Raw genomic sequence first — 22,197 nt, forward strand, 5'->3', positions numbered from 1 at the left:
GGATTTGTCCGGTATGGCATAGTTTCTAGCGGACAGTTTGTCTGCGAGACGTCTGAACGGCGAAAATCGGGAGCGGAATGAAGATCGGGTACGCACGTGTGAGTACGGCCGCACAGGATTCGTCGATTCAGGTCGACCTTCTCGTCAAGGAAGGCATCGCACGCAATCGGGTGTATGTCGATCACGGAATCAGCGGCCGGCAGACTCGGCGGCCCGGACTCGACAACGCGATCAACGCTGCCCGCGAAGGCGACATCTTCTGCGTCACCAAACTCGATCGACTCTCTCGGTCGGCGGGCGATCTCCACGAGACTGTGGGGCGACTGGCGGACAAGGGCGTGGCGTTGTCGATCGACGGGAAGATCTACGACCCGACCGATCCGATGGGCAAGATGTTCATCGGCGTCCTCGGACTGATGGCCGAATTCGAATCAGACCTCATAAGAAGCAGGACGAGGGATGCTGTTGCGGCGGCGGCTGCGGCCGGCAAAATGAAGGGCCGCCAGCACAAACTCACCCCGGAAGAACGGGCGTACCTGTTGCAAACCTATGAGACCGGGCAGTTCAAGATTGAAACATTGTGCAGGAACACAGGTTTGAAGAGATCCGCGCTGTACGCAAACATCGAGTTGGCCCGCACGGAACGCGATGCAGGAATGCTATCCGTCAGCTGAGCGACACCGGCTGCGCGGAGACTCTGGCCATTACGCGCGCCAAAATCGCGGAGGTCTCAGGTCCAATGGCTTCTCCGGTTCACCGAAAGCGGATCGGCGGTGCAGAGCCCAAGCAAGACTTGCCGAGGTCAGGCTGCTTTGCGCGATGATGCGGTAGGTAGCGTGGATCGCCGCATCGAGACGGGCGAAAGACTCGCGCTCCGGGTGCCGCGGAGGTTCCCAACCGTAACCGAACTGCTCGACCCCCTCAGGCAACCCGATTTCCTGCATGGTCATTGGCGATCGTGTTCCGTCGACCGAGATCCGTTCGACTCGAAAGGCGCCGCGATGATCCCAGTCCTGCGGACGGTCACCCTGCTGGTTGAGTCTGGCACCTTTGATCGAATCCAGGGAATAGACGATGATCTTCTCCCCGGTGCGATGATTCACGAATTGCGCACCGCTTGCATTGAGATGCGCCCGAAAAGGATGAGGTATCTGATGCAAGCGAACGATGCTCGCGCTCCCCGCCACCTCATAGTCTTCTGACCAGTCCGAGGTGTAGACCGTTGCCGGTGTCCAAATGAGGTGGATCGCTTCACTTATCTCTCGGGCACGGTCCCGCCTCCTTTTCTCTGCGGGATCGTTGGCATCGAATTTCCATACCCTGAACTTTTGACGGGTGAATCGCCTTTTGATTCGCCCGACCACCTGCATCCTGTTACGTTGCAACGATTCCTGGAGGGACTCACTCCATGTCACACCGGCTTTTCGGCGTGCTGATGTGAGGGTTTCGCCGTGACTGACCAAGGTCGCCACAGCCATATCCCTGATGGCGCGTTCGACCGCCACCGCCTGTTCGGTCTTCGCGCGAGCTTCGGCGACGGCCTCGCGCATCGTGGTGACGAGAATGCGCGAATCGGTGTTGTCAGGGTGCACGGTTCCTCACGCTCTTTGCATACGGCGCACAGTCGGGTTGGGACGGTGGGGATGGTTCAGTGAGGCGTTGGAAGGGAAGCCAGCTTCGAGGCGAGCTGTGAAGGTCGAGGCCAGGTGTCGACGGCCATCGTAAGCTCCCCACTGGCGGCCATTTATGGCGCATTTTGTGGCCATGGTTTCTCCCCGCGTACGGCCAGATAGTTCCCCACCTGCTGTGAGTCAGATTCGGTCCCGGCAACGCTGGGTGGATGAAATCGAGCAGGGAGATCATGGAAATTTTGGAGGCGTACGACCTCACGGGTAGTTATCGGGCGGCGGCGGAGCTGGCTGGGTGTGATCACCACACGGTGGCCCGGTATGTGCAGATGCGCGCTGCGGGGCAGCCGCCGGACCGCCGGCGGCATCGAGCGCGGGCGATCGACGACTTTCTGCCGAAGATCGAGGAGTTGGTGGTCCGCTCGCAGGGCAAGGTCCGCGCGGATGTCATCCACGAACGGATCGTCGCGCTGGGGTTCACCGGCGGTGAGCGGACCACGCGCCGGACGGTCGCGGAGGCGAAGGCCCAGTTTCGGGCTGGTCGGCGGCGAGTGTATCGGCCGTGGGTAACCGAACCTGGGCTGTGGTTACAGTACGACTTCGGTGACGGGCCAACGATTTCCGGCCGGAAGACGACGTTGTTCTGCGCATGGTTGGCGTGGTCGCGATTTCGGGTGGTGATCCCGATCTGGGACAAGACATTGCCGACGGTGGCGGCGTGTTTGGATGCGACATTCCGCCGCTTGGGCGGGGTTCCGGTCTATGTCCTCACCGACAACGAGAAGACCGCGACGATCGATCACGTGGCCGGGATCGCGGTCCGCAATCCGGAGATCGTGGAGGTGGCACGGCATTACGGCACGACGCTGCGGACGTGTTTACCTGCTGATCCGGAGTCGAAGGGAGGAAGTGAGGCGACGGTGCGGATCGCCAAAGCCGACCTGTTGCCGAAGGAGGTGAACCTGCGCGAGCAGTATCACTCTTTCGGTGAGCTCGAGTCGGCTTGCCGGCAGTTCTGCACCGACGTCAACACCCGCGTCCACAGCTCTACTCGGCGGCGGCCGGTCGAGCGGCTGGCCGAAGAGTTGCAGCGGCTGCATCCGCTGCCGAAATCTCCGTTCACCGCGGTGTTCGGCACTACCCGGCGGGTGAACTGGGAGTCGACGATCTCGGTGGAAGGGGTGCGGTATTCGGTGCCGCACACGTTGATCGACACTCGGGTCTGGGCCCGCTTCCATGGTGAGGAGCTGATCGTGACCGCCGTCGACAATGATGGCGGTGCAGTCGAAGTCGCGCGGCACCGCCGCGGCCAACCCGGTTCACCGGTCCTCGACAACGACCACTACCCACCCCGCCCAGACCGCGACGCCGCCGACCGGGTGCCCAAGCCTCGTACCGCCGCCGAGCTCGCCTTCCTACAGTTGGGCCAGGGTGCCAACAGCTGGCTGGTCGAGGCTGCCGCCGCGGGAGCGCGCCGCATCAGGGCGAAGATGGCCGAGGCCGTGGACCTTTCGAAGCTGCACTCCCCGGACGCAGTCGACAGAGCGTTGGGGACGGCGGCGATGACCGGCCGGTTCGCCGATCGGGACCTGATCTCGATCCTCGACTACCAAGTCACCCACGAACACGCTGATCCGGTCCGTCGCAGCGAGAACCACACTCTGCAACCGGGCACCGCCGCCTGGTCCACCTTCGGCCAGACACCAGCGCCGGCCAGCCCAGCCACTACTGACGATGAAAGCGATGACGCCTGATGAGCACCCCTTTGCGCACTGTTACCAGCGCTAACGGCGACCCGTTGGCCGAGGCGATCGACCTGACTAAACGCCTGAAACTGCCCCATATCCGCAGGTCCTTGAGCGATATCATCCCGACCGCGAAAGCCCAACGCTGGGACCCCGCCGAAGTCGTGCGGGTTCTCCTCGCTGAGGAAGCCGCCGGCCGGGACCGGGCGAACCTGCACACTCGCCGCAAACGCGCGGGTTTCCCTACCGGCAAGACCTTCGGCGACTGGGACGAAACGAAATCGTCGATTCCCCGCGCCACCCAGGACGCGCTCCGCACCCTGGAGTGGGTCGGGCGGCGTGAATGTTTCTGCGTCTGTGGGCCTTCGGGAACTGGCAAGTCTCACTTCACCGAGGCACTCGGGCAGGCCGCAGTCGAAGCTGGGCTGGCGGTGTCTTGGTTCACCATCGAAGACCTCGGTGCCCTGGTCCGCCGGCACCGTGCCGACGACTCCATCGCCCGAGCCCTGACGAGGATCATCCGCTCCGACCTGATCATCGTCGACGACATCGGTCTGCTCCCGGTCTCTGAAGACGCCGCCGAAGGATTCTATCGCCTCGTCGACGCTGCCTACGAACGCCGAGCGATTGCCGTCTCGAGCAACCTGCACCCCTCCGGCTTCGACGAGATCATGCCCAAAACATTGGCCACCGCCACCGTTGACCGGCTCCTGCACCATGCGCACGTCGTCGTCACCGACGGCGACTCCTTCCGCCTCACCGAAGCCACCACCGGCAAGGGGGTGAAGCCCTTCAGCTAACCCAAATCAGAAAGCGGGTGGGGAAAAACAACTGGCCGCCACCGGGGAGAACCCGTGGCCACCAGCGGGGAGAACTACTGGCCGCCTACGGGGAGAACTTCGTGGCCATTGACAGCCAGGTGAATTCGCTGAATCCTGTCGTTTTGGCGAGCTTGTCCGGAGTCAACCGCTCATACTCCTCGATCGTATGGGTGCTCAAGACATTGCTTAACTTGTCGCTCCGAACGGGCGGGTTGGCATTGAGCCACGCATAGACGACAGGCTTGTTGTCCTGGTCGTAATTTCTTTCCCAGCCGATGATTTCGATCCAGGTGTTGCGTGCATTCTTGGTTTCTCTCAGCTTTGCGTACCAGTGTTCTACGGGTTGGATGCTGGGCATAGAGGGCATCGTCGTCATCCTTGTCTGTCTCGTTCTTCGAGTTGGTGTACTTTGACGTCCCCAATGGTAGTGAGAATCAATATTTTTCGCCTCACCACTTCGATACGCGCTCCAGCGTTCAGCAACCGTTACCAATCCCGCGGACAGTGTGCGTCGTCGATCCTGACGCTGTCCACTCGCCCTTCGTGCCTTCCGACTACAACTGAAGTATCGCGGTAACGCAGAGGTCCCACGTGATGTGTGCGGCAATGATCGGCAGGATGCGCCGGGTGCGCAGAAAGACGATCATCACGACCGCACCCCAGGTGAACGCCCAAACCAATGCGCCTGGGCCGTAGTAGATGTGGGGCACACCCCGGGCAATTCCTGACCCGACGACAAGCGCTACGATCGGCCACTTGTTTCCGGCTGGCCGGTCGATCTGTGTTCGGTAGAGAACGAGCGCAGCCGGAATCGCGATCATCCCGATTTCCTCGAATATCCCGGCGCGAATGCACTGGATGACAGCGACGAAAAGATTTCCGGAGCCGATGTTTTGATCGGCATCCATACCGCCGACAATCAAACTGATCGACGCCGCCGCACCGACGGCAACGAAGAATCCGACGAATGCGGATCTCGTTGTTCTCCTCCGACTCTTGACCAGTTCTGTGCGCTCCCACCTGCCGTGCAACCACCGCTGATAAGGGATTCCGAGTTGCGTCCACGTGAGGTTGCGCCAGTTCTTGACGACGACCAGGATCGCCACAGCCAGAACCGCACTGACGATCAGGCGCGTAACAGACAGCACTGCGGCCCAGGTCGTGGAGGTGTCGTCCGGGCCGACCCTCGATTCAATGAGTTGACCGATCGCACCCACTGTCGCATTCGCGTACAGCACCGTCCAGATCACGGCAATGACTGCGATCGTCGCCTGCCAGCTCAATTCTGTGCGGGGCCTCGGAACCGGGTGTGTAGCACGTCGAATGGTCGGCGTTCCGCCGACAGCTATGATTCGCGACCGGCGCTCCCACATGGGTGCGGATGAACGAATCCATTGCACCACAGCATCTTTACCGACAAGGCTCGCGACGTTGCGGTCTCTGATGCGGTCATCGACCCAGGCCGCGAGAACATATAAGAACACAGCAGCGCATATCAGTGGAATGACGAGTGGATGAATCGAAAGAAGCTCTGAGCTCGACGCTACTGACTCTGTCGGCCGATATGACAGCAGGAGCCCGATCGCTGCCGCAGCACACACAACTGCGGGGACAAGGCCAACGAGAAATGGCCAGCTACGGTGGGCCAACGACAACAAGGCTCGGGCGAGCATCACTTGGGAGTGTTCGTTTCCGTATTTGTCGGCGCTTGCTATCCGCCCAGGGTCGATCTTGATGCTCTGGCTCCGGCGCAGCGCCCATACCGGTTGCCCTAATCGGTAGTTGGGATAGGAGCTGACCCCGTATAGGGACAGTTTGTGTTCTGGTGCTGCTGTCGGGGCGACGCCTGTTGTTGCCCGGACATTCGATGTCTCACGAAAGAACGGTGCGCCCCGGTAGCAGTGATCTGGTGTTCGGTGGTGTGATGGCGTTGCCCCTGCCGACCGCAGGGTTCACCCCGGTATGAGTTCTCCCGAGCCGTAGAGCTCTTCGGAAAGCACTGGGGGTCCTGCGGTGTGCTGGAGTCACGGACGGCTACTGAGATGACGGACCGTCGAGTCCTGCGATTAGGGTGCCGCGTGGCCCCTGCCCGGTGCCGGGCATCGTATCGAGCAGACGGAGGGAACGAATGAGTTTGTTCTGTGGAATCGATTGGGCCACTGATCATCACGACATCGCGGTCGTCGACCACACGGGCCGCCTGGTGGCCGGCGGCAGGGTCGAGAACACCGCCTCGGGATTCGAGGCCTTGTTGGCCATGCTCGCCGACGCCGGTGAGGACCCGCACGAGCCGGTGCCGGTGGCCATCGAGACCGATCACGGTCTGTGGGTCGCGGCGTTGACCGCCTCGGGAAGGCAGGTCTACCCGATCAATCCGCTCGCGGCCTCGCGTTACCGGTCCAGGCATGTCGTCTCCGGAGCGAAGTCCGATGCGGTCGATGCCCGCACCTTGGCGAATATCCTGCGCACCGACCTGCCCGAGCATCGCCCACGATCGAATGATTCCGAGCTGGCCCAGAGTGTGCGGGTGCTCGCTCGCGCGCAGCAGGACACGATCTGGAACAGGCAACAGGTCACCAACCGGGTCATCGCGCTGCTCAAGGAGTTCTACCCGGCAGCGTTGGAAGCCTTCGCCGGTCTCGAAGGCGGCATCACCCGAGCCGATGCCCGGATGATCCTCACCGCTGCTCCCACCCCTGCCCAGGCGGCCACATTGACTCCGGCCCGATTGCGAAAGTTGATGGCCAAAGCCGGCCGCCAGCGATATCTCGATCGGGACGCCGGGCGCCTGCGCGAGGTGTTCACCGCCGAGCACCTCCGTCAGCCCGCCATGATCGAAGAAGCGATGGGACGGCAACTGAGCGCGTTGCTCGGGCAGCTGAACGCCATCTGTACTGCGGTTGCCGACCTGACGGAGGCGGTTACCGAGACTTTTCACCGACACCCGGACGCGAAGATCCTGACCAGTTTCCCCGGCGTGGGGCCAGTGGTCGGCGCCCGGGTGCTCGCCGAGATCGGTGACGACCGCTCGAAATTCGACGACGCTCGTGGATTGAAAGCCTTCGCTGGATCCGCGCCGATCACCCGCGCCAGCGGCAAGAAGACCGTCATTACGCACCGGCACATCAAGAACCGGCGTCTCGCCGCCGCCGGTTCGATCTGGGCGATGGCAGCGCTGAAATCCTCGCCCGGAGCGCGGCGGCACTACGACGCGCGCCGAGCCAAAGGTGACTGGCTCCAAGAAGCCAAACGCCACTTGTTCAACAAATTCCTCGGACAACTCCACCACTGCCTGCAAACCGGACAAACCTACGACGAAACCCATGCCTTCCCACCTCCTCTCGTGCTCGCGGCTTGACTGTTAACTTCCTGAGATGTCTTTCTTGATCGCACCGAATTCGACGTTAGGTGGAGCGCTTCGGCCGGCTGCGCGCGAAAGCTCCTCTACACGGTGCAGGTAATCCTCGTGCTCCAAAGTTGCGATGCCGTGATTCATCTAGTCCCCCTGGGTTACAAGCGAATGGTCAGTGTCGGCGGGTTCGTTGTGCGGTGCCGGCGAAGCCCGCGAGCGCCATCAGCGGTGCCACGATGGCGATACCGAGCACTGCGCCGACAGCTGTGCGGTTCCGTCTGGTGCGGCGGGCGTTGAGGTCGGTGACGTACTGGCCTCGTTGCCAGTACACCCACGGCGGCGTGGCGCGCCGGATGGCACGCTCTCGGCGCTTGACGATCAGGACCAGCACAGCAACGCCGGCAGCCACGATCGGATAGACCAGCAAGATTTCCATGACGCTCCTACGTGCCTGTGGCGCAGGCGTTCACCGGATCAGCGAGCACTCTGCGAGTCGAACTTGATACTCCGCACTGTGAATTTCTACCGCGGTCCACCGACACACACCCGCTGACAATCGCGGTGTTCTACGTGGTCGGACTGGGTGCGATGAGCAGTTTGTAAAACCACTGTCCTCGCCGAACGAGCGTGGCGTGTTCGAGAACATGTGCCGGAGCGGGAAGTTCGGCGGGCGTTTCAACTCTGATGAAACCCAATTCGTCGTAGAAGGCCGCGGCACCGCGTTCGCGTTCGTCGAGAAACCCGAACCACAGATCGACGTCGGTTTGGCCGCGATGAAGCTCCTCTGCCCTCGCTAAGAGCGCCCGCGCGTAACCGCGTCCTCGATGTGACGGATGGACGGCGAGGTGTTCGAGTACTCGTGTCCGTAAAGCCAACTGGTATCCGGCGTCCTCGTCTACGAAACGGGCCGCACCTTGTGCGAGGGTGAGGGGAAGATGTGAACTCAGAGCTGCAATGACACGGCGGTCCTCGTCTCGCATGGCGAGCTTGACCCAGTCCGGGTCGTGCTCGTGCTGCGCAGCAATGGTCCCAACAGACTGCGGGGTGACGCCGGAAATGGTGGATGCGAACAGTCGCCCCATCCAACGCAGCCCGCTGTCGTCGGCAACCTCTTCGATGACCGGAGACGCACCGTCACCGAGGTCAGCCGACACGAGTCAACGCCCGCGAGTGGACAGGAAAGAGATCGGCGACTTTCGCCGCCAACCCTCGATATGCCGAGGTGGTGGCGGGGTTTAGACGATCGGGAAAGATTTCGGCACTTTCCTCGAGATGCGGATCGTAGGGAATGACATGGACCTCGTGTACCCGTTCCTGGAACCAGGCAAGGGACTTGTCGACGTCGAACGGACGTTTGCCGGGGCGTTGATGCGAGACGACCACAATGGTGCGTGCGAGGAGATGCCGGTAGAGCCAACGACGATGCCCGTTCTCATCCGTGACGGGGAGGTTGGTGTCGGGATCTTTGGCGTAGGCACTGTGCAGGTAGTCGATCGCGGCGACTGCTTCATCCGCAGAATCCTGTTTGGCGTCGAGCGGAATGATCAGCGCATCGGAATGAGCGAGCACGGCCTGTGTCGCAGGATGGGTGATGTTCGTTCCGCAGTCCGCGATGATCAGAGAATAGAAGTCTTTGACGACATCGAGGATCTGGTCGTAGTCGGCGGCGGAGAAGGACTGTGCAGTCGCTGGGTCTTGCGCGGAGGCAAGGATTTCCAGTCCCGCCGGCGTCTGGTTGGTGTGTGTGCGGATTTCGTGCACGCGTTGTGGGCGGGGCGCATCGAGAAGGGTGAATACGCTTCCGTCGGTGCGGGATGTGGTGCGGCGTGCAAGGTTTCCACGATCGGGATTGACGTCGACGGCAAGTACTGCATCGGTGCGTACCTCAGCGAAGGCATTTCCGACGCCGATGGCGGTCGTCGTTTTCGCTGCACCTCCCTTGAGTTGGACGATACCGAGTTTGAAATCGGCATCGATCGGTCGCTGCAATCGGCGGGTGAGTTCACGGTGCGCGATGTCTGCGGGGTTCTCCCCCAGGTTCACGGTCTTCGCTGATGCGAAGAACAACCAGCGCCGCCAACCGGATTCGGCTATCGCCTGTGTTCTGTCGACTCGCCAGTTCGTCTCGTTACTACTACTCGCTGCGCGGTATTTCGCTTCGCCTGAGCTGTGAGAGGAGAAGACGTCTGCCGCGTTGGAGGTCGCCCAGACCGCTGACGGTGAAACTCCTGTCGGCATCATGAGTGCGCTCTTACCGGATGGTGGCGAGGCGGGTGTAGGTGCCTTCGACGCGTCGTCTGAGATAAGCGGCTGCTCGTCTGTAGCGTCGGACGGCTGGCTCACTTCCTCGACGAAGTCGATCGGCGAGGTCACCTCGCTGATGAACGCATCGAGGTCTTGGTACCGAGGACCTGACGTGTCTGTGGGAGTCTCAGCGGCCGGTGTGGGTTGCTGCATCCACGGAGGCACTACGGGAGGGGGTAGTGGTTGTTTCGCCATGACAGGGATCCTGTTCTCGATCAGTGTGTGGTGGTAGTGGTGCTCTTGTCGGATTTCTTGGTCTTTTCGACGATTGCTTCTTCGACCCAGTCCGACCACGACGGATAGTCCGGACTCTGAGCCCACCAGGCAGCGCGGGCATCGGACCAGACAGCCGGCGCACAGGTGAAGGACCTGCGCTCGCGGTCGACGGGTTCGAGAGCGGGCTCACGTCGCCCGGTTGGCAGTCGTGATGGCGCCCGCGGTAGAGGAGAATCGTCACCCGGAGTCAGCTGGGTTTGCACTGAAGCTGCTTTTTCCCTCAATGCTGCTTCCAACCATTCCGTCCATGCCGGATAGTCGCTGCGCACCACGCTCCATGCTGTCTTGGCGTGGTCCCAGATTTCTTTGGTGCAGCTGAAACTTTCCCTCTTGCGTTTCCAGTTCGCCCCCTTCCCCGCTTCGGCGGCGAGGGATTCGTCGCCTCGGTCTGTCGTGGACCTGTCCATGGATGCTCCCTTTCCAGTTCCGGTCAGGAGCGAACTTCACTCCTGACCGGAACGTATGTGCATCCACTGTATCCAAATCACATCCGAGTAGATATGCGACGACGAAGCCAGGTCCGGCTTGTTTCCGAACTTCAGTTGCTAGCTTCAGCTCGACAAGCGAGGTTCGCTAGGTGTCCCCTCAGAGAATGCGGCCAGGTGCGCGCTGACCACATCGTGGACTCGATCACCGAGACCAACGTCTTCCCGGAGAATCACTGATGCGTGCGCGGCTCCGACAGTGCCGGCGCACAAGTTCCATGCAAGTCGGTGTGCAGCGGGGGTGTCGGGGAGTTCACCGTCTGCGATGGCGGTGTCGACGATGTCGCTAAGAGTATCGACCCAGTGTGCGAACGCTGCCCCGTTGTCGATGGTGGGTTCGAGAGTGAGCTTCATTCCGGCACGCAGGTTGGTACCCGCGGCGATCCCGTCACCAAGGGAGGTGAAGATCGCCGTCAGTTGGTCGACTGCCGGCCTCCCTGTGCCGATTGCCTCGCTGATGGATCCGTTGACGGCGTGATTCCAGTCGGCGACAAGTTGTTGTGCGACGGCTTCTTTGGACGGGAAGTGATGGTAGATAGCGCCTTTGGTGATTGTTCCTGACGCGAGGAGGGCGTTCATACTAGTTGCGCCGTAGCCGTCAGCATCGAAATGGTGTGCGGCGGCGGAGACGATCGCTTCTCGTGTTCGCACTGCTCGGGCCTGCGTGTTTCGTGCGGTATTAACGGTGGGTCGGCCGATGTGGGGGCGATTAGTATTGCTCATGGTCACAGGGCTTTCTGTGGCTCGGTCCTGGTGGTGTAGTGAGCACTGCCAGGACCTCTGTTTATGTATCTGGCTTTTCCGCTGAGGCGCGAGGCCTCTCCAATTTGCAAATATTCGTGTGCCCAAGGGTTTTTCTGCCTGTTTGTCACGATCACACCGGATGGCGATCGGCCCTGACTGATCGTGATGACGGGCGGACATTATTGGTGAGACCTGGTCAAATGTTGACGAGTTCACTCTCCAGCGGATACTCGGCAGACCGAAGGTCAGGCAACGGCGGCCTCGTGAATCCTGCTGCACGGGCCTCTTTTTCGAACTGCTGGTAGCGACGCCATGCTGTCGATATCGCAACTGGTGGCTTCGACTCCTGAGCGATCATCTCCCACGTGAGGTTCAGGTTCGTGAGCTTCCGGACTGCGGTGTCTTTCACGGTTTCCGGCAGATCCGAGTTTGCGATGAATTTCTTCAAGGCACTGAGGTTTTGTGTAGGCGTGGCTGTCGGTCTGGTTGCTGTTGCATCACTGCTGCTGACCGTCTCGAAAGCGGGCGCAAAGTCGAGGCCGGTTTCTTCATCGCCCGAGGTCTGAGCGACTGCCGTTGCCGGTCGTGCAAGCCAGCGCAGTAGCCACCATGCCGCAGCCGTGGCCGCGCCTGCACCGGCCGCCTGGATGGGTCCTTGGACCGTCAGCAGCGCCAAGGTTGCGAGTGCCCCTGTGCCCGCGACTGCGTTTCGACTCGATGCGGATACAAGGACAGCGTGAAAGCTACGGTGGGCGTCGATCTGCGTCTTTGCGGCGCTAGCCTCGGCTTCCGTGGCAATGTCGGCTTGTACAGCGCCTTCCGCTGGTGTAATGCTCTCCGCTGATGCAACTGGCTGGAGATTCTGAGCATGGGAATCGACGAGCTCTCGGTATGCGGCGTAGGCGATTCCGACAGCCTTCACGAGGACGGTGATGCCGTGGGTGAACGCCAAGACCAGGGCCGGCGGGATGATTGCGAGGGCAGCTGCAATGGCCGGGGCGAGTGGAATGAATCCGAGGTCTCCCCCACCGTCGACGAACTGGCGGGCGTCGACGGCTGCGTTGTAGGCATGGAATGCGTTGCCCAGGATGCTGATCACCACAACGCTGACTGCGAGGGCGATGTAGAAGCCTCTGTCGCGTCGGTTCATCTTGAGCTTGCTGATGATGACGATGGCGATGGTGGCGCCGAGGATTGCGCTGTCGACGATCGCCGGGAAAATCCACGTCAGGTTTTCGGGGATCAGTGCTTGCCTGGCAAGGTCACGTTGCACGGCGAAGGAAAGTACGAATGCGCCGGTGGTGATGCCGAGCGCAATAACGATCGCGAGTGCCAGTGCGGCGAGCAATGCGCCTAGCTGGATGCGGGCAGCCCGGAGGCTAAAGTCGTTCATGATCGGGTTTTTCCTAATTGGTGTGTAGAAGCACGGACCGACGGAGCGGTAACGCTCACGCTGCTCTGGTGTTTCTGCGGGTGCACTGCCCGGCGGACTCCAGGGTTTTCCCGGCGCATGCGACGCCTTCTGGAAGAGAGGCAGCGCCGGGCGGTGCACCTTCTGGCGTGGTGAGATGTCGTGGTACGAGCCCGCCGCAGGGGTGATCTCTTCTTCTGTGTTCCCGAGCCGTGAGCTCTTCGGCAGATCGAGTGCCCTGCGGTGCGCTGGTGTCACGAACGGCTGGTGAGATGACGGACCGTCGAGTCCTGCAATTAGGTCGCCGCGTGCACCACACGGGTTCGCAACCTGCACATCGACATTGGGAGGCGCGGTGGGACTGTACTGCGGAATCGATTGGGCCGAAAACCATCACGACTTCGCGATCCTCGACGACCTGGGTGACGTCGTGCGCCGCGGACGCGTCAGCAACGACGCCGTCGGGTTCGCCCGACTGCTCGAGGCGTTCGCCGAAGCCGGCGACACCGCCCAGGATCTGATCCCGGTCGGGATCGAAACCGATCACGGCCTGTGGATCGCCGCGCTCCGTGCGAGTGGCCGGGTCATCTACCCGATCAATCCGCTGGCCGCCTCGCGGTACCGGTCCCGGCATTCGGTGTCCGGATCGAAATCCGATTCCGCCGACGCGGTCATGCTGGCGAACATCGTGCGCACCGACGCCGGCGCACACCGTCCGTTGCCGGCCGACACCGACACTGCGCTGGCCATTCGGGTTCTTGCCCGCGCCCAACAGGACGCCGTCTGGTCTCGGCAACGCTTCCAAAACGAGATCCGCTCGCTCCTCAAGGAGTACTACCCAGCAGCTCTGGTCGCGTTTCAGTCTCTCGAAGACGGATTGACCCGCCCCGATGCCCGCAGCGTGCTCGCTGCCGCTCCGACTCCGACCGCAGCTGCCGCGTTGACCCGGCCCCAACTTCGGGCGGCGCTCAAGAGGGCCGGACGTTCCCGATACATCGACCGCGACGTCGAACGGTTGCGGGGCATCATGCGCGCCCCGGAGCTTCGCCAGCCACCGCAAATCGAAGCGGCGATGGGAATCAGCCTGATGACGTTGCTGCAGCAATTCGATGCCGCCTGCGCAGCTGCCGAGACCCTCGCCGAACACGTCAGCGTGCTCTTCGCCGAGCACCCGGATGCGAAGATCATCACCAGCTTCCCCGGGCTCGGCACACTCGCCGGAGCCCGAGTACTCGCCGAGATCGGTGACGACCGCACCCGATTCGTCACCGCCCGCGGCCTCAAGGCGTACGCCGGCGCCGCCCCGATCACCCGCGCCAGCGGGAAGAAAACCTTCGTCCTGCACCGGCACGTCAAGAACCGGAGACTGGCTGCAGCGGGAACAATCTGGGCATTCAGCGCCCTCCAAGCATCCCCCGGAGCCAGACGGCATTTCGACGCTCGCCGCGCTGGCGGAGATTGGAACCATCAAGCTCAACGACATCTGTTCAACCGATTCCTCGGCCAACTCCACCACTGCCTCACCACCCGCGAACTCTTCGACGAACTGCACGCATTCCCACCTCCCCTACCGATCGCGGCTTGACTCCTACACCCCGTGAGATGTCTTCCACGGGTTCCCGGTCTGGGGCCTCGCCGGGTTGCCTCCCGGTGGGGCTCCTTTCAGCTTTAACGTATATCCGCATCTACGGATATGCGTAAATACGCAGATGGGTCAGCGTCGAGCGAGAACGTCACGTTTCACCCGGTTACTGAGGGTTTCGTCAGCCAATAGACGTTCAACCAAAACGACAAGAATCTCCTGGGCAGTCACTCGAGCAACTCCCAAGTCTCTGGCTGCGGCGCGCTGCCAGTCTCCGAGCCTGTCGTTCTGGTCCGGTGACAAGTCCACGTTTTTGCGCACACTCCGTTGCAAGGGAGGAACGACGTTTTGCTCGCGTTTTCTCGGTGCAGCCTGAGCGTCTTCCACCGCAACGGGCTGTTCCCGTTCATCGGTCACGCCAGGTGTTGGTTCGGGAACCCTTTTCGCTGCACTTTGCGCCCTCTCGGCGCTTGCGCGAATCCGGTCCTTGGCGTTACTCATGCCGCATCCTCGTTTCCGATTTCCAAGAGCTCTTCTACTGCATCGCCGTAGGCGGTGTTTGCTGCATTGTCGATCGGGAGACCGAATGCCTGCGCGAACTGTTCTCGCCGGCCTACTGTCGCCTTAAGCACGCGATCGCCCGCCTCAGTGATCATTTCGCGGAACACTTCGGTCGAACTGGCGTTCGGAATGGTGCGAGTGAGAAGCACCGCAAAGATCGGGTCTGCTGCTCCGTCGCCTCGCAAATCACTTGCCTCTTCGAGCAGTTCCCGAACTGCGGGCAACCTGCTGAATTCCATGGTGGTGGGCGCGAGAGGGCAAATGACGTGGGTTGCAATTCGCATCGACGAGAGCACGATTCCCCGCTGCTCCTTCATCGGCGGCGTATCGATAACGACAGCGTCGTATTTGTTGTTGGCGATGCCGGGCAGCTGCTTGTGCAGGTTGTTCACCGGCATTCCGATCACCGGAAAGGGCCAATCCCCCAGGGTTTGCCAGTTCAGGAGCGATTCGTTCTCGCCGTCCGCGTCCACGCCCAACACGTTCAGGCCGGCCTCGTGCAGTGCGTGCAGCAGGTAGGCCGCCGTCGTGGTCTTGGTCGAACCTCCTTTGAGGTTCGTGACTGTGAATACAAGCATTTGCACTCCTTCCGAGTGGTTGCAGCAGACCCCCGAACCATTCCCGAAGTGCTGCGTTCAAGTCGTCGAAATCAAAGACGGATGGTGTGACACATCACTACGGAGACACTGAAATACGGAAATGCGCCTCTCCGCTATTCCGTAGATGCGGAGACGCGTATTTCAGCGTACACGACTTTCCGCATAATCGCATTTCCGTATTTCCGCATCGCCGCGTCTACGTATCTGTGCAAAATCGAAGTGAGGCATCTCAGTCCCTGAGCCCGCACCTCGCCCCCGCTTGCGCGGGCCCAGCTGCCGCGGGGGTGAATACCCGACTTGTACCACGTTTCGGTCGCCACCCTAAGCGGATCTCCGTAGATACGGACATCCGCATCTACGTATGCAAAATGCCTGTTCAAGTGCTTCACAAGGCTTGGTCGGGGAGATCAGGACGCCAGGATAGCTCCAGGCTCTGCTCAAAAAACGAGGGCAATCACGCTTCTCCCGGGGACGAAACTTTGAGAGCGCAAAGTTCGAAAAAACTAGTTTCCGGTGGAACCTCTGACCGACCGTTCGCCGTTTGCATGCATCGGGCCGTGTTCTACAGCTGCGTATCGAACGATCGCAGGCGGACATTGCGCCGTGACGGCCCCAAAACTGTCACTCCATCTTCGCCCTCCGCCGGGGTAGAGCTGTGATGGATGAGCGGAAACGCGGGCTGTTGCATGCTGCGGGCTTGGTCGTGTGAAACTCCGGGCGTTCCCGACAGCTAGGTTGATCACCGCTGGTGCGCGGGTTCCCTCCACATACTCCATAGGGGAGTGGCGGGCTCAAGCGAAAACTCTTCGGTGACGGTAAACCCGAAATGTTCGTAGAGGCCGATATTGCGATCCATCGTGCAAACAAGATAGGCGGGCGTTTCAGTGCGATCGCATTCTGCAAGTTGGTGCTCTAGTAGTGCGCCAGCAAGCCCTTGTCCTCGGGCCGATGACAATGTGCCGATGTTGGACAGATACCAGTGAGGCCTGTCAGGATGGTGCGCGTCGAGCGTTTTGCGAACGTGAAGTGCGGCGGGAATCCTCGTACGCAACGCCGACAGCAATTTCGGGAAAGACCTCACCGTGGATGTCGCAGATGTCTGCCATTGGCCAGGGGAATCCCAGACTGCAACGGCCTCGATGCCTTTCACTGACGTCCCGGTGAAATCGACTCGACCTGAATGAAAATGATGGCCTCGAATCGAGATAGCGAACCACCGATATAAAGCCGCGCGGCGTCTCGTTGCGTCTGGCCAGATGTAAGCCATCAAGGGATCGTCGGAGAACGCTTGCGCCAGGACATCAATGCAGACGGTGAGCTGACCGGACTTCGCTATTTGCACCATTCGTTCATCTTCTGGTTGAGGCACTGTGCAACCTTCCTTGGCAGACTGAACGGTATGAGTTCTGGCATGTGCCCGTTTGCTTCCGGGAACCCTGACGTTTCCACGGTGCATCATTGGTTGCGCTCCGATTCAGGTGGGGTGCATCGATCCCACTACCCAGACGGCTCGCCTGTGTGGATAGTTGGGGGGTACAACCAGGTGACTCGCCTCCTTGCAGACAATTTGATGTCGGCCGACAAGGCGGACTCGTCAACAGGTTTCCTCGGACAAAGCCTCCCGCCCGCGCTAGACGCGAATTTGCTCAATATGGATGGCGCTCGACATCGCCGGGTGCGGAGCCTCGCGCAATCTGCATTTTCTGCCCGCCGACTTCCGGCGCAAAGAGAAGTCGTTCGAAAAACTGCTGAGGAGCTTGTCGCGACGCTTCCGGATTCCGGCTGGATCGACTTGGTCGAGGACTGGTGCGAGCCCTTTCCGGCGCTGGTGATCGGGCGGTTGCTGGGTCTGCCAGAGGATCAATTGCCAGCTTTCCAGGCAGCCGCGCGACCGATGTTCCGTATTGATACATCGGAGGCCGGTGCAGGGATTCGGGACTCCCTAGGGCAGATGTTGATGCTCGTAATGGCCGCTGTCGAGGGCAAGCGGCGGAATCCTGGGCCTGACCTGCTTTCCGATTGGATCGCGGCGCGGGATGGAACTGACAAACTCACTGAGGAGGAATTGATCTCCTTGGCTTTCGCCACCATCATCGGAGGCTTCGAGAACGTGACAGCGCTGATTTCAGCTGTCCTCGCCGATGTCCTGCGCCGGCCTCGCGAACCAGTGCTTGCAATTGTGGGAAACACCGCTGAGCTGAGCAGGCTTGTCGACGAGGCGATCGAAGTCGCAGCTCCCGTCAACTATGCGTTGCGCCGATTTCCGCTGGCGGATCTTCAGGTAGGTGAACATTCCATTCCACGAGGGGAAACGGTGGTGTTAGCACTGCGATCGGCTAACGAGGATCCTGGTCGAAAGGGACGTCCGGACGTTGTTTTCGGTTATGGCAGGCACTCGTGTCCCGGTGCGGCGTTGGCCGCGAGCGAGGTGATGGAATCCATTCGCGTACTGATGAAACGTTACACAAATCTCAAGTTATGTGAGGAGTCCAACAATCAGTCATTCAAAAAGTCCTGGGCCACACAGAGTCTTGCAACCTTGCAGGTCAGTTTGGGCAATTAGGTGTAATCGCGCGGAATGGATACTTCCAGGGTGTAATTAGCCCTGCTAAAGCTCTGATCTGTGTGACCTTTCCGTTATGTTCTCCGCCATGCCTTGGTTGTTGCTCGACACCACATTCGATGGCCCTCCGCTGGTGATCCAGTCCGACGGGGTCCCAAAGGCGTGGGTTTCAGCTCAACGAGCCTCGAAGGATCTTTGGCCAGGGCTCCGGCGTGAGGAACAGATGAAGGTGCTGGCTGCGGCAGCCAGCACGGGGCGCAGCGGGGACGTGAACACTTTTCGGGTGCCCTCCGGTGCATTGGTAGCGGTCGTACCGGTACTCGGTCCCCACGATGCGGTCTGCGGTGTCTCGGTAGGAGTGGCAGCTGAGGGTGAAGAACTCGGTGCCCCACCAGCGGCAAGCGGTTACGTTTTTGATGCAAATCGCCGGATGTTCCATGCTGGCGAGAAAGTCGTGGAAGCAATGGGCGGACGCGAACTCGTAGACAGAAACGGCATTACGTTTCCCGAGGTCCTGCGATACATCCATGTCCCGGACGCCTTCGGGATGATGATGGCAGTCCTGAATGTAGGCAATCTCGATAAGTGGTCTGGAGCAGCGACAATCGAGATTGGCGGTCGTGCAGTCCATCTTTGGACGTCTATGTCCCGCCGCAGTACAGCGGTCGACCGATGGACCGGCGTTATCCACGTTGTTCGGGATGATCAACATCCCTCACCCAGCTTCGACGCTGCGGCCTTGTCCGCTGTCACGGCGCTTCAAGATCGGCATCCGATGTGTGTCCTCGATCTGCACAAGGCTCGGTTGATGATGTGGATGACGGACCCTCCTCCAGGAATCCAGTGGAAGGGAACGGTGGACGATCGCGATACGCCTCATCCCGACGATGTGGTTCGCATCTTCCAAGCTGTTCAGAGCATCTTTGTCGAAGGTCGCGAACGAGCTGAGGTGACGGGAGTTCGCCTCCGCCGCGTCGAAGGTGGTTGGACCGTGGTCGATTGCACAGGTTCGGTGGTTCGCCAGGGTGGAGCTCCTGTCCTTGCCTTCATCGAAATGGTGATCGCCGGGGAGTCTTTTGATCCTGACCCCACAGAAAGCCCGGAGCACACATCGCCAGTGGGATCTCCCGAATGACGTTGAATGCTTTCATCGGCCGTGACCCCAATTGTTTTCAGCGCCACGTTGTTTCGCACACAGCTCTGCCCTCGCGTCGGCGGCAGCACGCCGCTCGATGATCTGCCGGCGACGACGGACCGCGGCAGCATTGGGAACGGCAGCCATCGCAGCCCGGCGGCCGGGGGAGTCCGCGGGCGCTGCGGTTGCGTACCGTCCGCGGTCCGCCTCGAACGCTGCTGCCTGTCGTTCGCGTTCGGCTTTTTGCTGGTCAGCGGCTATCTGGGCGAGAACGTGTGGCGCGAAGGCGAGATCCTGTTGCTTCATGAGCCATCGGATGAACGCGATGGGGTGCTTCGGGGCTGGTGCCATCCGCGTGGCCTTGCTCCAGGCGTCGATCGTGTCGTTGAGATCCGCGGCCGTCCAACCGTGTGCGGCTAGTTCGGTCAGTGCGGGTGCCCATCCTCGGGGGGTGTGCCGCCGCGCCCAGACGGGAGTTCGTGGATTGCTGAGCCATTTGGATGCGAGCAACAGGCCCTTCCGGACGCCTTCGGCCTTCTCGGCCTCCACCTTGGACCCCGTGCGCCGCGAAGCGGCTCGTTTATCCACAGATCGTTTTGTATTAAGAACCTCTCTACGAGAGGAAAAGCTCTTAAAGTGACCGCTACGCGGGTGGGGTGCCATTTGTATGGATCCTGCGACGATGATGCGGGTTTTATCCACAGGCTTGCTCGGGTGCAATGCCCATACGGAGGCCCAGCCGCGGGCCTTGTCGTTGAACCTCCATGAGGCATACCGCTCGTCCTTGGTGCGGAGTCGGCCGCGAAGCACTTCTGTGGCCACGCGCAGCAGCTTGAGGGCTTGGCGTGCTCGTTGGACTGTGCGTTCGCCGCCCTTGATGCGTTCGGCGATGGTTTCCACGGTCATGCGTGAGTTGCGGCCGGTGTCGAAATCGGCGGCTTCGGCCATGACGGTGGCAACTGCCAATAGGGACTTGAGGCTGATTCCCCCGCCAGAGGTCTGAACAAGGATCGGTCGAATCCGCGTGTATTCAGTGGTGAACGCGCACCGAACGACGATCTCGACCCAGTGTTGGGCGCCTCGCCATCGAGCGATGCCGCCGTATGCGCCGTCTTCGAGCTCGAGTGCGACCTTGCAATAGCGTCGGCATGCGGCTTCCTTGCCGAGCGTTTTGAGCAGCATCGGGGTAAGGGCATGGCATTGGTGCCCGTACAGGTGCCCCTGCATTCTGCGCGGTGTACGAGCGGTTCCGTAGCGGCGTCGCGTAGGGCTGCTGCCGCAGTACGGGCGCTGTATGGGTGCGGGCGTGTGCTCCATCGCTGAGACACGCGATAAATCGGTTATGGATTTTGCATCAGGACGCGATGTACCCTGAGACCTGTCACGCAAGACAGTCCCTTCGGGGAAGCGCAATCGCACGACCGAGAGACGAGCGGCAAACTCGAATCTCACCCACTTCGAAACCCTCGGCCTGCCCGCCGGGGGATTTTCGATTTCTAGGGGGTTTCGTGCAACTGCAAAACGTGTGAAATTATCTCGTATTCTCCTGCGGGAGAAGAGTTCCCGTTACGCAGTCAGTGGCAATACCTCCTGATCAAGTTCCACGACAAGCTCCTTGTGGCCGGTCAAGATCGAGAGTAGATCCGCCAAGTACTGACTCTCGGAACTCACGCCGGCCGCTAACCGCCGGCGTTCCAGTTCGGCATGTACAGCGGCCGGGACCCGAGTCGTCAAGCGCTCACGCTCACCTTTACTGATGGCCGGCATCTCACCTTCTCCTCTCGCCCACAACTGCATGCTGTGACAGCTTCGCCACCCACAGTGCCAGTAATGCGTCTCGCACTGCACCCGACACGCCGTAGAGGGCTGGGTTTCGATCCCAATCAGTGCACCGGCCCGGATTGCAGTTGCGGACTTTCTTACTTGGATTGCGCTCGCGCTTCGCGTGTCGCTCGACCGCGCTCCCATGCCGCGACGACTAACGACTTCTCCACGTTGTAGAGCGCCGCAATAGCCTTGACGCGCTGTTCATTGACCGGCTTCTGGCCTTTTTCAATCTCTGCAAGCGTCGAGGACGACAAGTCGAGGAGCTCAGCCGCCTCCTTCTGCGTGAGCCCGGCCCGCACCCGCAAATCCCCCATACGCAGCTGGTTGTCCGGTATAGGCACCAGAACAACGATGGACACCATCAAGAGCTGTGCGATCTGCTTGAGCATTGGTGGCGGTGGCACTGATCTGCCTGTTTCCCAATGAGAAATGGACTGGCGGCTCACTTTAAGACGGACCGAAAACTCGTCAGGCGTGAATCCCGCTTTGGTCCGCAACTCACGGAGCTTGTCAGCCCGAAAGCCGCGCACTCCACTCCATGGCACTTCATCAACTCCTGGGGTTCGATCGCCTGCTTGCTCGCTCATTCTTGCGCCTCCCTGGAGTGATACCCACAACTAGTGCGGATCATTGTTGCATGCTACGGTGTACGCAATGGTCGAGGCGGCCACGAGGGACTAGAACCGAAGACTGGGGGGTTGGAGCGTGTTGGAGTTGCACATACCACGCAGTTCGCTATACGCTGCCTTTGCGCTCCCTCCCGGGGGTTTCCTGGATCCTGTCGACGTCGGTTCCAGATGCAGCACTACGCGAGTGGCACAGCCGTATTCAGGCGTGCCCAATTTCTCCCGGGCAGGGGCAGGCGTCTTGACTATTTCTTACGGACAGAGCGGCATTCGGCCTGCTCGTGACACTCGACTCCACGACGAATACCGGCCCGATTTGAATCGTGCCGGTCCTTGTCGTGCAGAAAACCCCAGAAGCGGACTTGTGATTGGCGTCGCGTTCCGCCCCTGGGATCCCTTTCAACCTGCAGTGCGACACGCACTAGGGCGCCCAGACCGCAGGCCTTCGAGCCTATGCGTTCTGGTTCAAACCGCAACCAGCCGGAGGCATCCATGGGGAACAGCTCTGTTCAAATTACCCATACCGCTTGCATAACCC

At 60.9% G+C, this 22,197-nt stretch carries 21 protein-coding genes; 7 read left to right on the plus strand and 14 right to left on the minus strand.

The window, feature by feature from the left end; all coding sequences use genetic code 11:
• The first annotated feature begins 77 nt into the window (after positions 1-77).
• Positions 78-674, plus strand: coding sequence for a recombinase family protein (locus G4D79_RS33890; RefSeq protein ID WP_118604463.1), 597 nt, complete (start codon positions 78-80; stop codon positions 672-674).
• A 30-nt stretch (positions 675-704) separates the two neighbouring features.
• Here the strand turns inward: G4D79_RS33890 and G4D79_RS33895 are convergent, their stop codons facing one another.
• Positions 705-1,550: a hypothetical protein gene (locus G4D79_RS33895; protein WP_147343769.1), complete on the minus strand. Its 846-nt coding sequence runs from the start codon at positions 1,548-1,550 to the stop codon at positions 705-707.
• A 290-nt stretch (positions 1,551-1,840) separates the two neighbouring features.
• On the opposite strand from G4D79_RS33895, the gene istA reads away from it, so the two are divergent.
• Together istA and istB are read left to right on the plus strand one after the other, a co-directional pair.
• Positions 1,841-3,382 (plus strand): IS21-like element IS1415 family transposase, encoded by a 1,542-nt coding sequence (istA, locus tag G4D79_RS33900; protein WP_030538069.1) that lies wholly within the window; start codon positions 1,841-1,843, stop codon positions 3,380-3,382.
• Entirely contained in the window at positions 3,382-4,173 is a 792-nt protein-coding gene (gene istB / locus G4D79_RS33905; protein WP_003944771.1) for an IS21-like element IS1415 family helper ATPase IstB, read from the plus strand. Before istA ends, istB begins: the two co-directional genes overlap by 1 nt.
• 85 nt (positions 4,174-4,258) lie before the next feature.
• Here the strand turns inward: istB and G4D79_RS33910 are convergent, their stop codons facing one another.
• A complete protein-coding gene (locus G4D79_RS33910; RefSeq protein WP_214515013.1) occupies positions 4,259-4,552 on the minus strand; it encodes a hypothetical protein in 294 nt (97 codons plus the stop codon).
• A 196-nt stretch (positions 4,553-4,748) separates the two neighbouring features.
• On the minus strand, positions 4,749-5,477 hold the full coding sequence (locus tag G4D79_RS33915) for a CPBP family intramembrane glutamic endopeptidase (RefSeq protein ID WP_214515014.1): 729 nt from the start codon (positions 5,475-5,477) through the stop codon (positions 4,749-4,751).
• An 845-nt stretch (positions 5,478-6,322) separates the two neighbouring features.
• On the opposite strand from G4D79_RS33915, the gene G4D79_RS33920 reads away from it, so the two are divergent.
• Positions 6,323-7,552, plus strand: a complete 1,230-nt coding sequence (locus G4D79_RS33920) for an IS110 family transposase (protein WP_044480091.1) — start codon at positions 6,323-6,325, stop codon at positions 7,550-7,552.
• A 166-nt stretch (positions 7,553-7,718) separates the two neighbouring features.
• On the opposite strand, the gene G4D79_RS33925 is transcribed toward G4D79_RS33920, so the two are convergent.
• The 6 genes from G4D79_RS33925 to G4D79_RS34890 all read right to left on the minus strand — a co-directional run bounded on the left by G4D79_RS33925 (position 7,719) and on the right by G4D79_RS34890 (position 12,748).
• Positions 7,719-7,982: a hypothetical protein gene (locus tag G4D79_RS33925; protein WP_075835981.1), complete on the minus strand. Its 264-nt coding sequence runs from the start codon at positions 7,980-7,982 to the stop codon at positions 7,719-7,721.
• Between the two features lie 130 nt (positions 7,983-8,112).
• Positions 8,113-8,700, minus strand: a complete 588-nt coding sequence (locus G4D79_RS33930) for a GNAT family N-acetyltransferase (protein WP_075835979.1) — start codon at positions 8,698-8,700, stop codon at positions 8,113-8,115.
• Positions 8,690-10,045 carry a MinD/ParA family protein gene (locus G4D79_RS33935; RefSeq protein WP_087503868.1) on the minus strand — a complete coding sequence of 452 codons (1,356 nt, stop codon included), beginning with the start codon at positions 10,043-10,045 and terminating at the stop codon, positions 8,690-8,692. Before G4D79_RS33935 ends, G4D79_RS33930 begins: the two co-directional genes overlap by 11 nt.
• A gap of 20 nt (positions 10,046-10,065) precedes the next feature.
• Positions 10,066-10,533, minus strand: a complete 468-nt coding sequence (locus G4D79_RS33940) for a hypothetical protein (protein ID WP_042925544.1) — start codon at positions 10,531-10,533, stop codon at positions 10,066-10,068.
• A gap of 144 nt (positions 10,534-10,677) precedes the next feature.
• The gene (locus G4D79_RS33945) at positions 10,678-11,262 is read right to left on the minus strand and encodes a TetR/AcrR family transcriptional regulator (RefSeq protein ID WP_234552654.1); all 585 of its coding nucleotides are present in this window, start codon (positions 11,260-11,262) and stop codon (positions 10,678-10,680) included.
• Between the two features lie 289 nt (positions 11,263-11,551).
• Complete coding sequence (locus G4D79_RS34890) at positions 11,552-12,748, minus strand: DUF2637 domain-containing protein (RefSeq protein ID WP_223304645.1); 1,197 nt, start codon at positions 12,746-12,748, stop codon at positions 11,552-11,554.
• A 373-nt stretch (positions 12,749-13,121) separates the two neighbouring features.
• Here G4D79_RS34890 and G4D79_RS33955 point away from each other — a divergent pair, with 373 nt between their 5' ends.
• Positions 13,122-14,351: an IS110 family transposase gene (locus tag G4D79_RS33955; protein ID WP_064113750.1), complete on the plus strand. Its 1,230-nt coding sequence runs from the start codon at positions 13,122-13,124 to the stop codon at positions 14,349-14,351.
• A gap of 494 nt (positions 14,352-14,845) precedes the next feature.
• Here the strand turns inward: G4D79_RS33955 and G4D79_RS33960 are convergent, their stop codons facing one another.
• Both G4D79_RS33960 and G4D79_RS33965 read right to left on the minus strand, forming a co-directional pair.
• On the minus strand, positions 14,846-15,487 hold the full coding sequence (locus G4D79_RS33960; protein ID WP_054186954.1) for a ParA family protein: 642 nt from the start codon (positions 15,485-15,487) through the stop codon (positions 14,846-14,848).
• Positions 15,488-16,247: 760 nt separating this feature from the next.
• Complete coding sequence (locus G4D79_RS33965; RefSeq protein ID WP_223304644.1) at positions 16,248-16,877, minus strand: N-acetyltransferase; 630 nt, start codon at positions 16,875-16,877, stop codon at positions 16,248-16,250.
• A 174-nt stretch (positions 16,878-17,051) separates the two neighbouring features.
• Here G4D79_RS33965 and G4D79_RS33970 point away from each other — a divergent pair, with 174 nt between their 5' ends.
• Positions 17,052-18,071, plus strand: a complete 1,020-nt coding sequence (locus tag G4D79_RS33970; RefSeq protein ID WP_214515015.1) for a cytochrome P450 — start codon at positions 17,052-17,054, stop codon at positions 18,069-18,071.
• An 88-nt stretch (positions 18,072-18,159) separates the two neighbouring features.
• The gene (locus tag G4D79_RS33975) at positions 18,160-19,206 is read left to right on the plus strand and encodes a GAF domain-containing protein (protein ID WP_143542589.1); all 1,047 of its coding nucleotides are present in this window, start codon (positions 18,160-18,162) and stop codon (positions 19,204-19,206) included.
• 12 nt (positions 19,207-19,218) lie between these two features.
• On the opposite strand, the gene G4D79_RS33980 is transcribed toward G4D79_RS33975, so the two are convergent.
• The 3 genes from G4D79_RS33980 to G4D79_RS33990 all read right to left on the minus strand — a co-directional run bounded on the left by G4D79_RS33980 (position 19,219) and on the right by G4D79_RS33990 (position 21,620).
• Positions 19,219-20,388 (minus strand): replication protein, encoded by a 1,170-nt coding sequence (locus G4D79_RS33980; protein WP_214515016.1) that lies wholly within the window; start codon positions 20,386-20,388, stop codon positions 19,219-19,221.
• Positions 20,389-20,772: 384 nt separating this feature from the next.
• The gene (locus tag G4D79_RS33985) at positions 20,773-20,973 is read right to left on the minus strand and encodes a toxin-antitoxin system (protein ID WP_143542588.1); all 201 of its coding nucleotides are present in this window, start codon (positions 20,971-20,973) and stop codon (positions 20,773-20,775) included.
• 152 nt (positions 20,974-21,125) lie between these two features.
• A complete protein-coding gene (locus G4D79_RS33990) occupies positions 21,126-21,620 on the minus strand; it encodes a helix-turn-helix transcriptional regulator (protein ID WP_075835969.1) in 495 nt (164 codons plus the stop codon).
• Between the last annotated feature and the right edge of the window lie 577 nt (positions 21,621-22,197).

This window comes from Rhodococcus sp. WY5 (assembly GCF_018588185.1).
Classification (GTDB): Bacteria; Actinomycetota; Actinomycetes; order Mycobacteriales; family Mycobacteriaceae; genus Rhodococcus_F; species Rhodococcus_F qingshengii.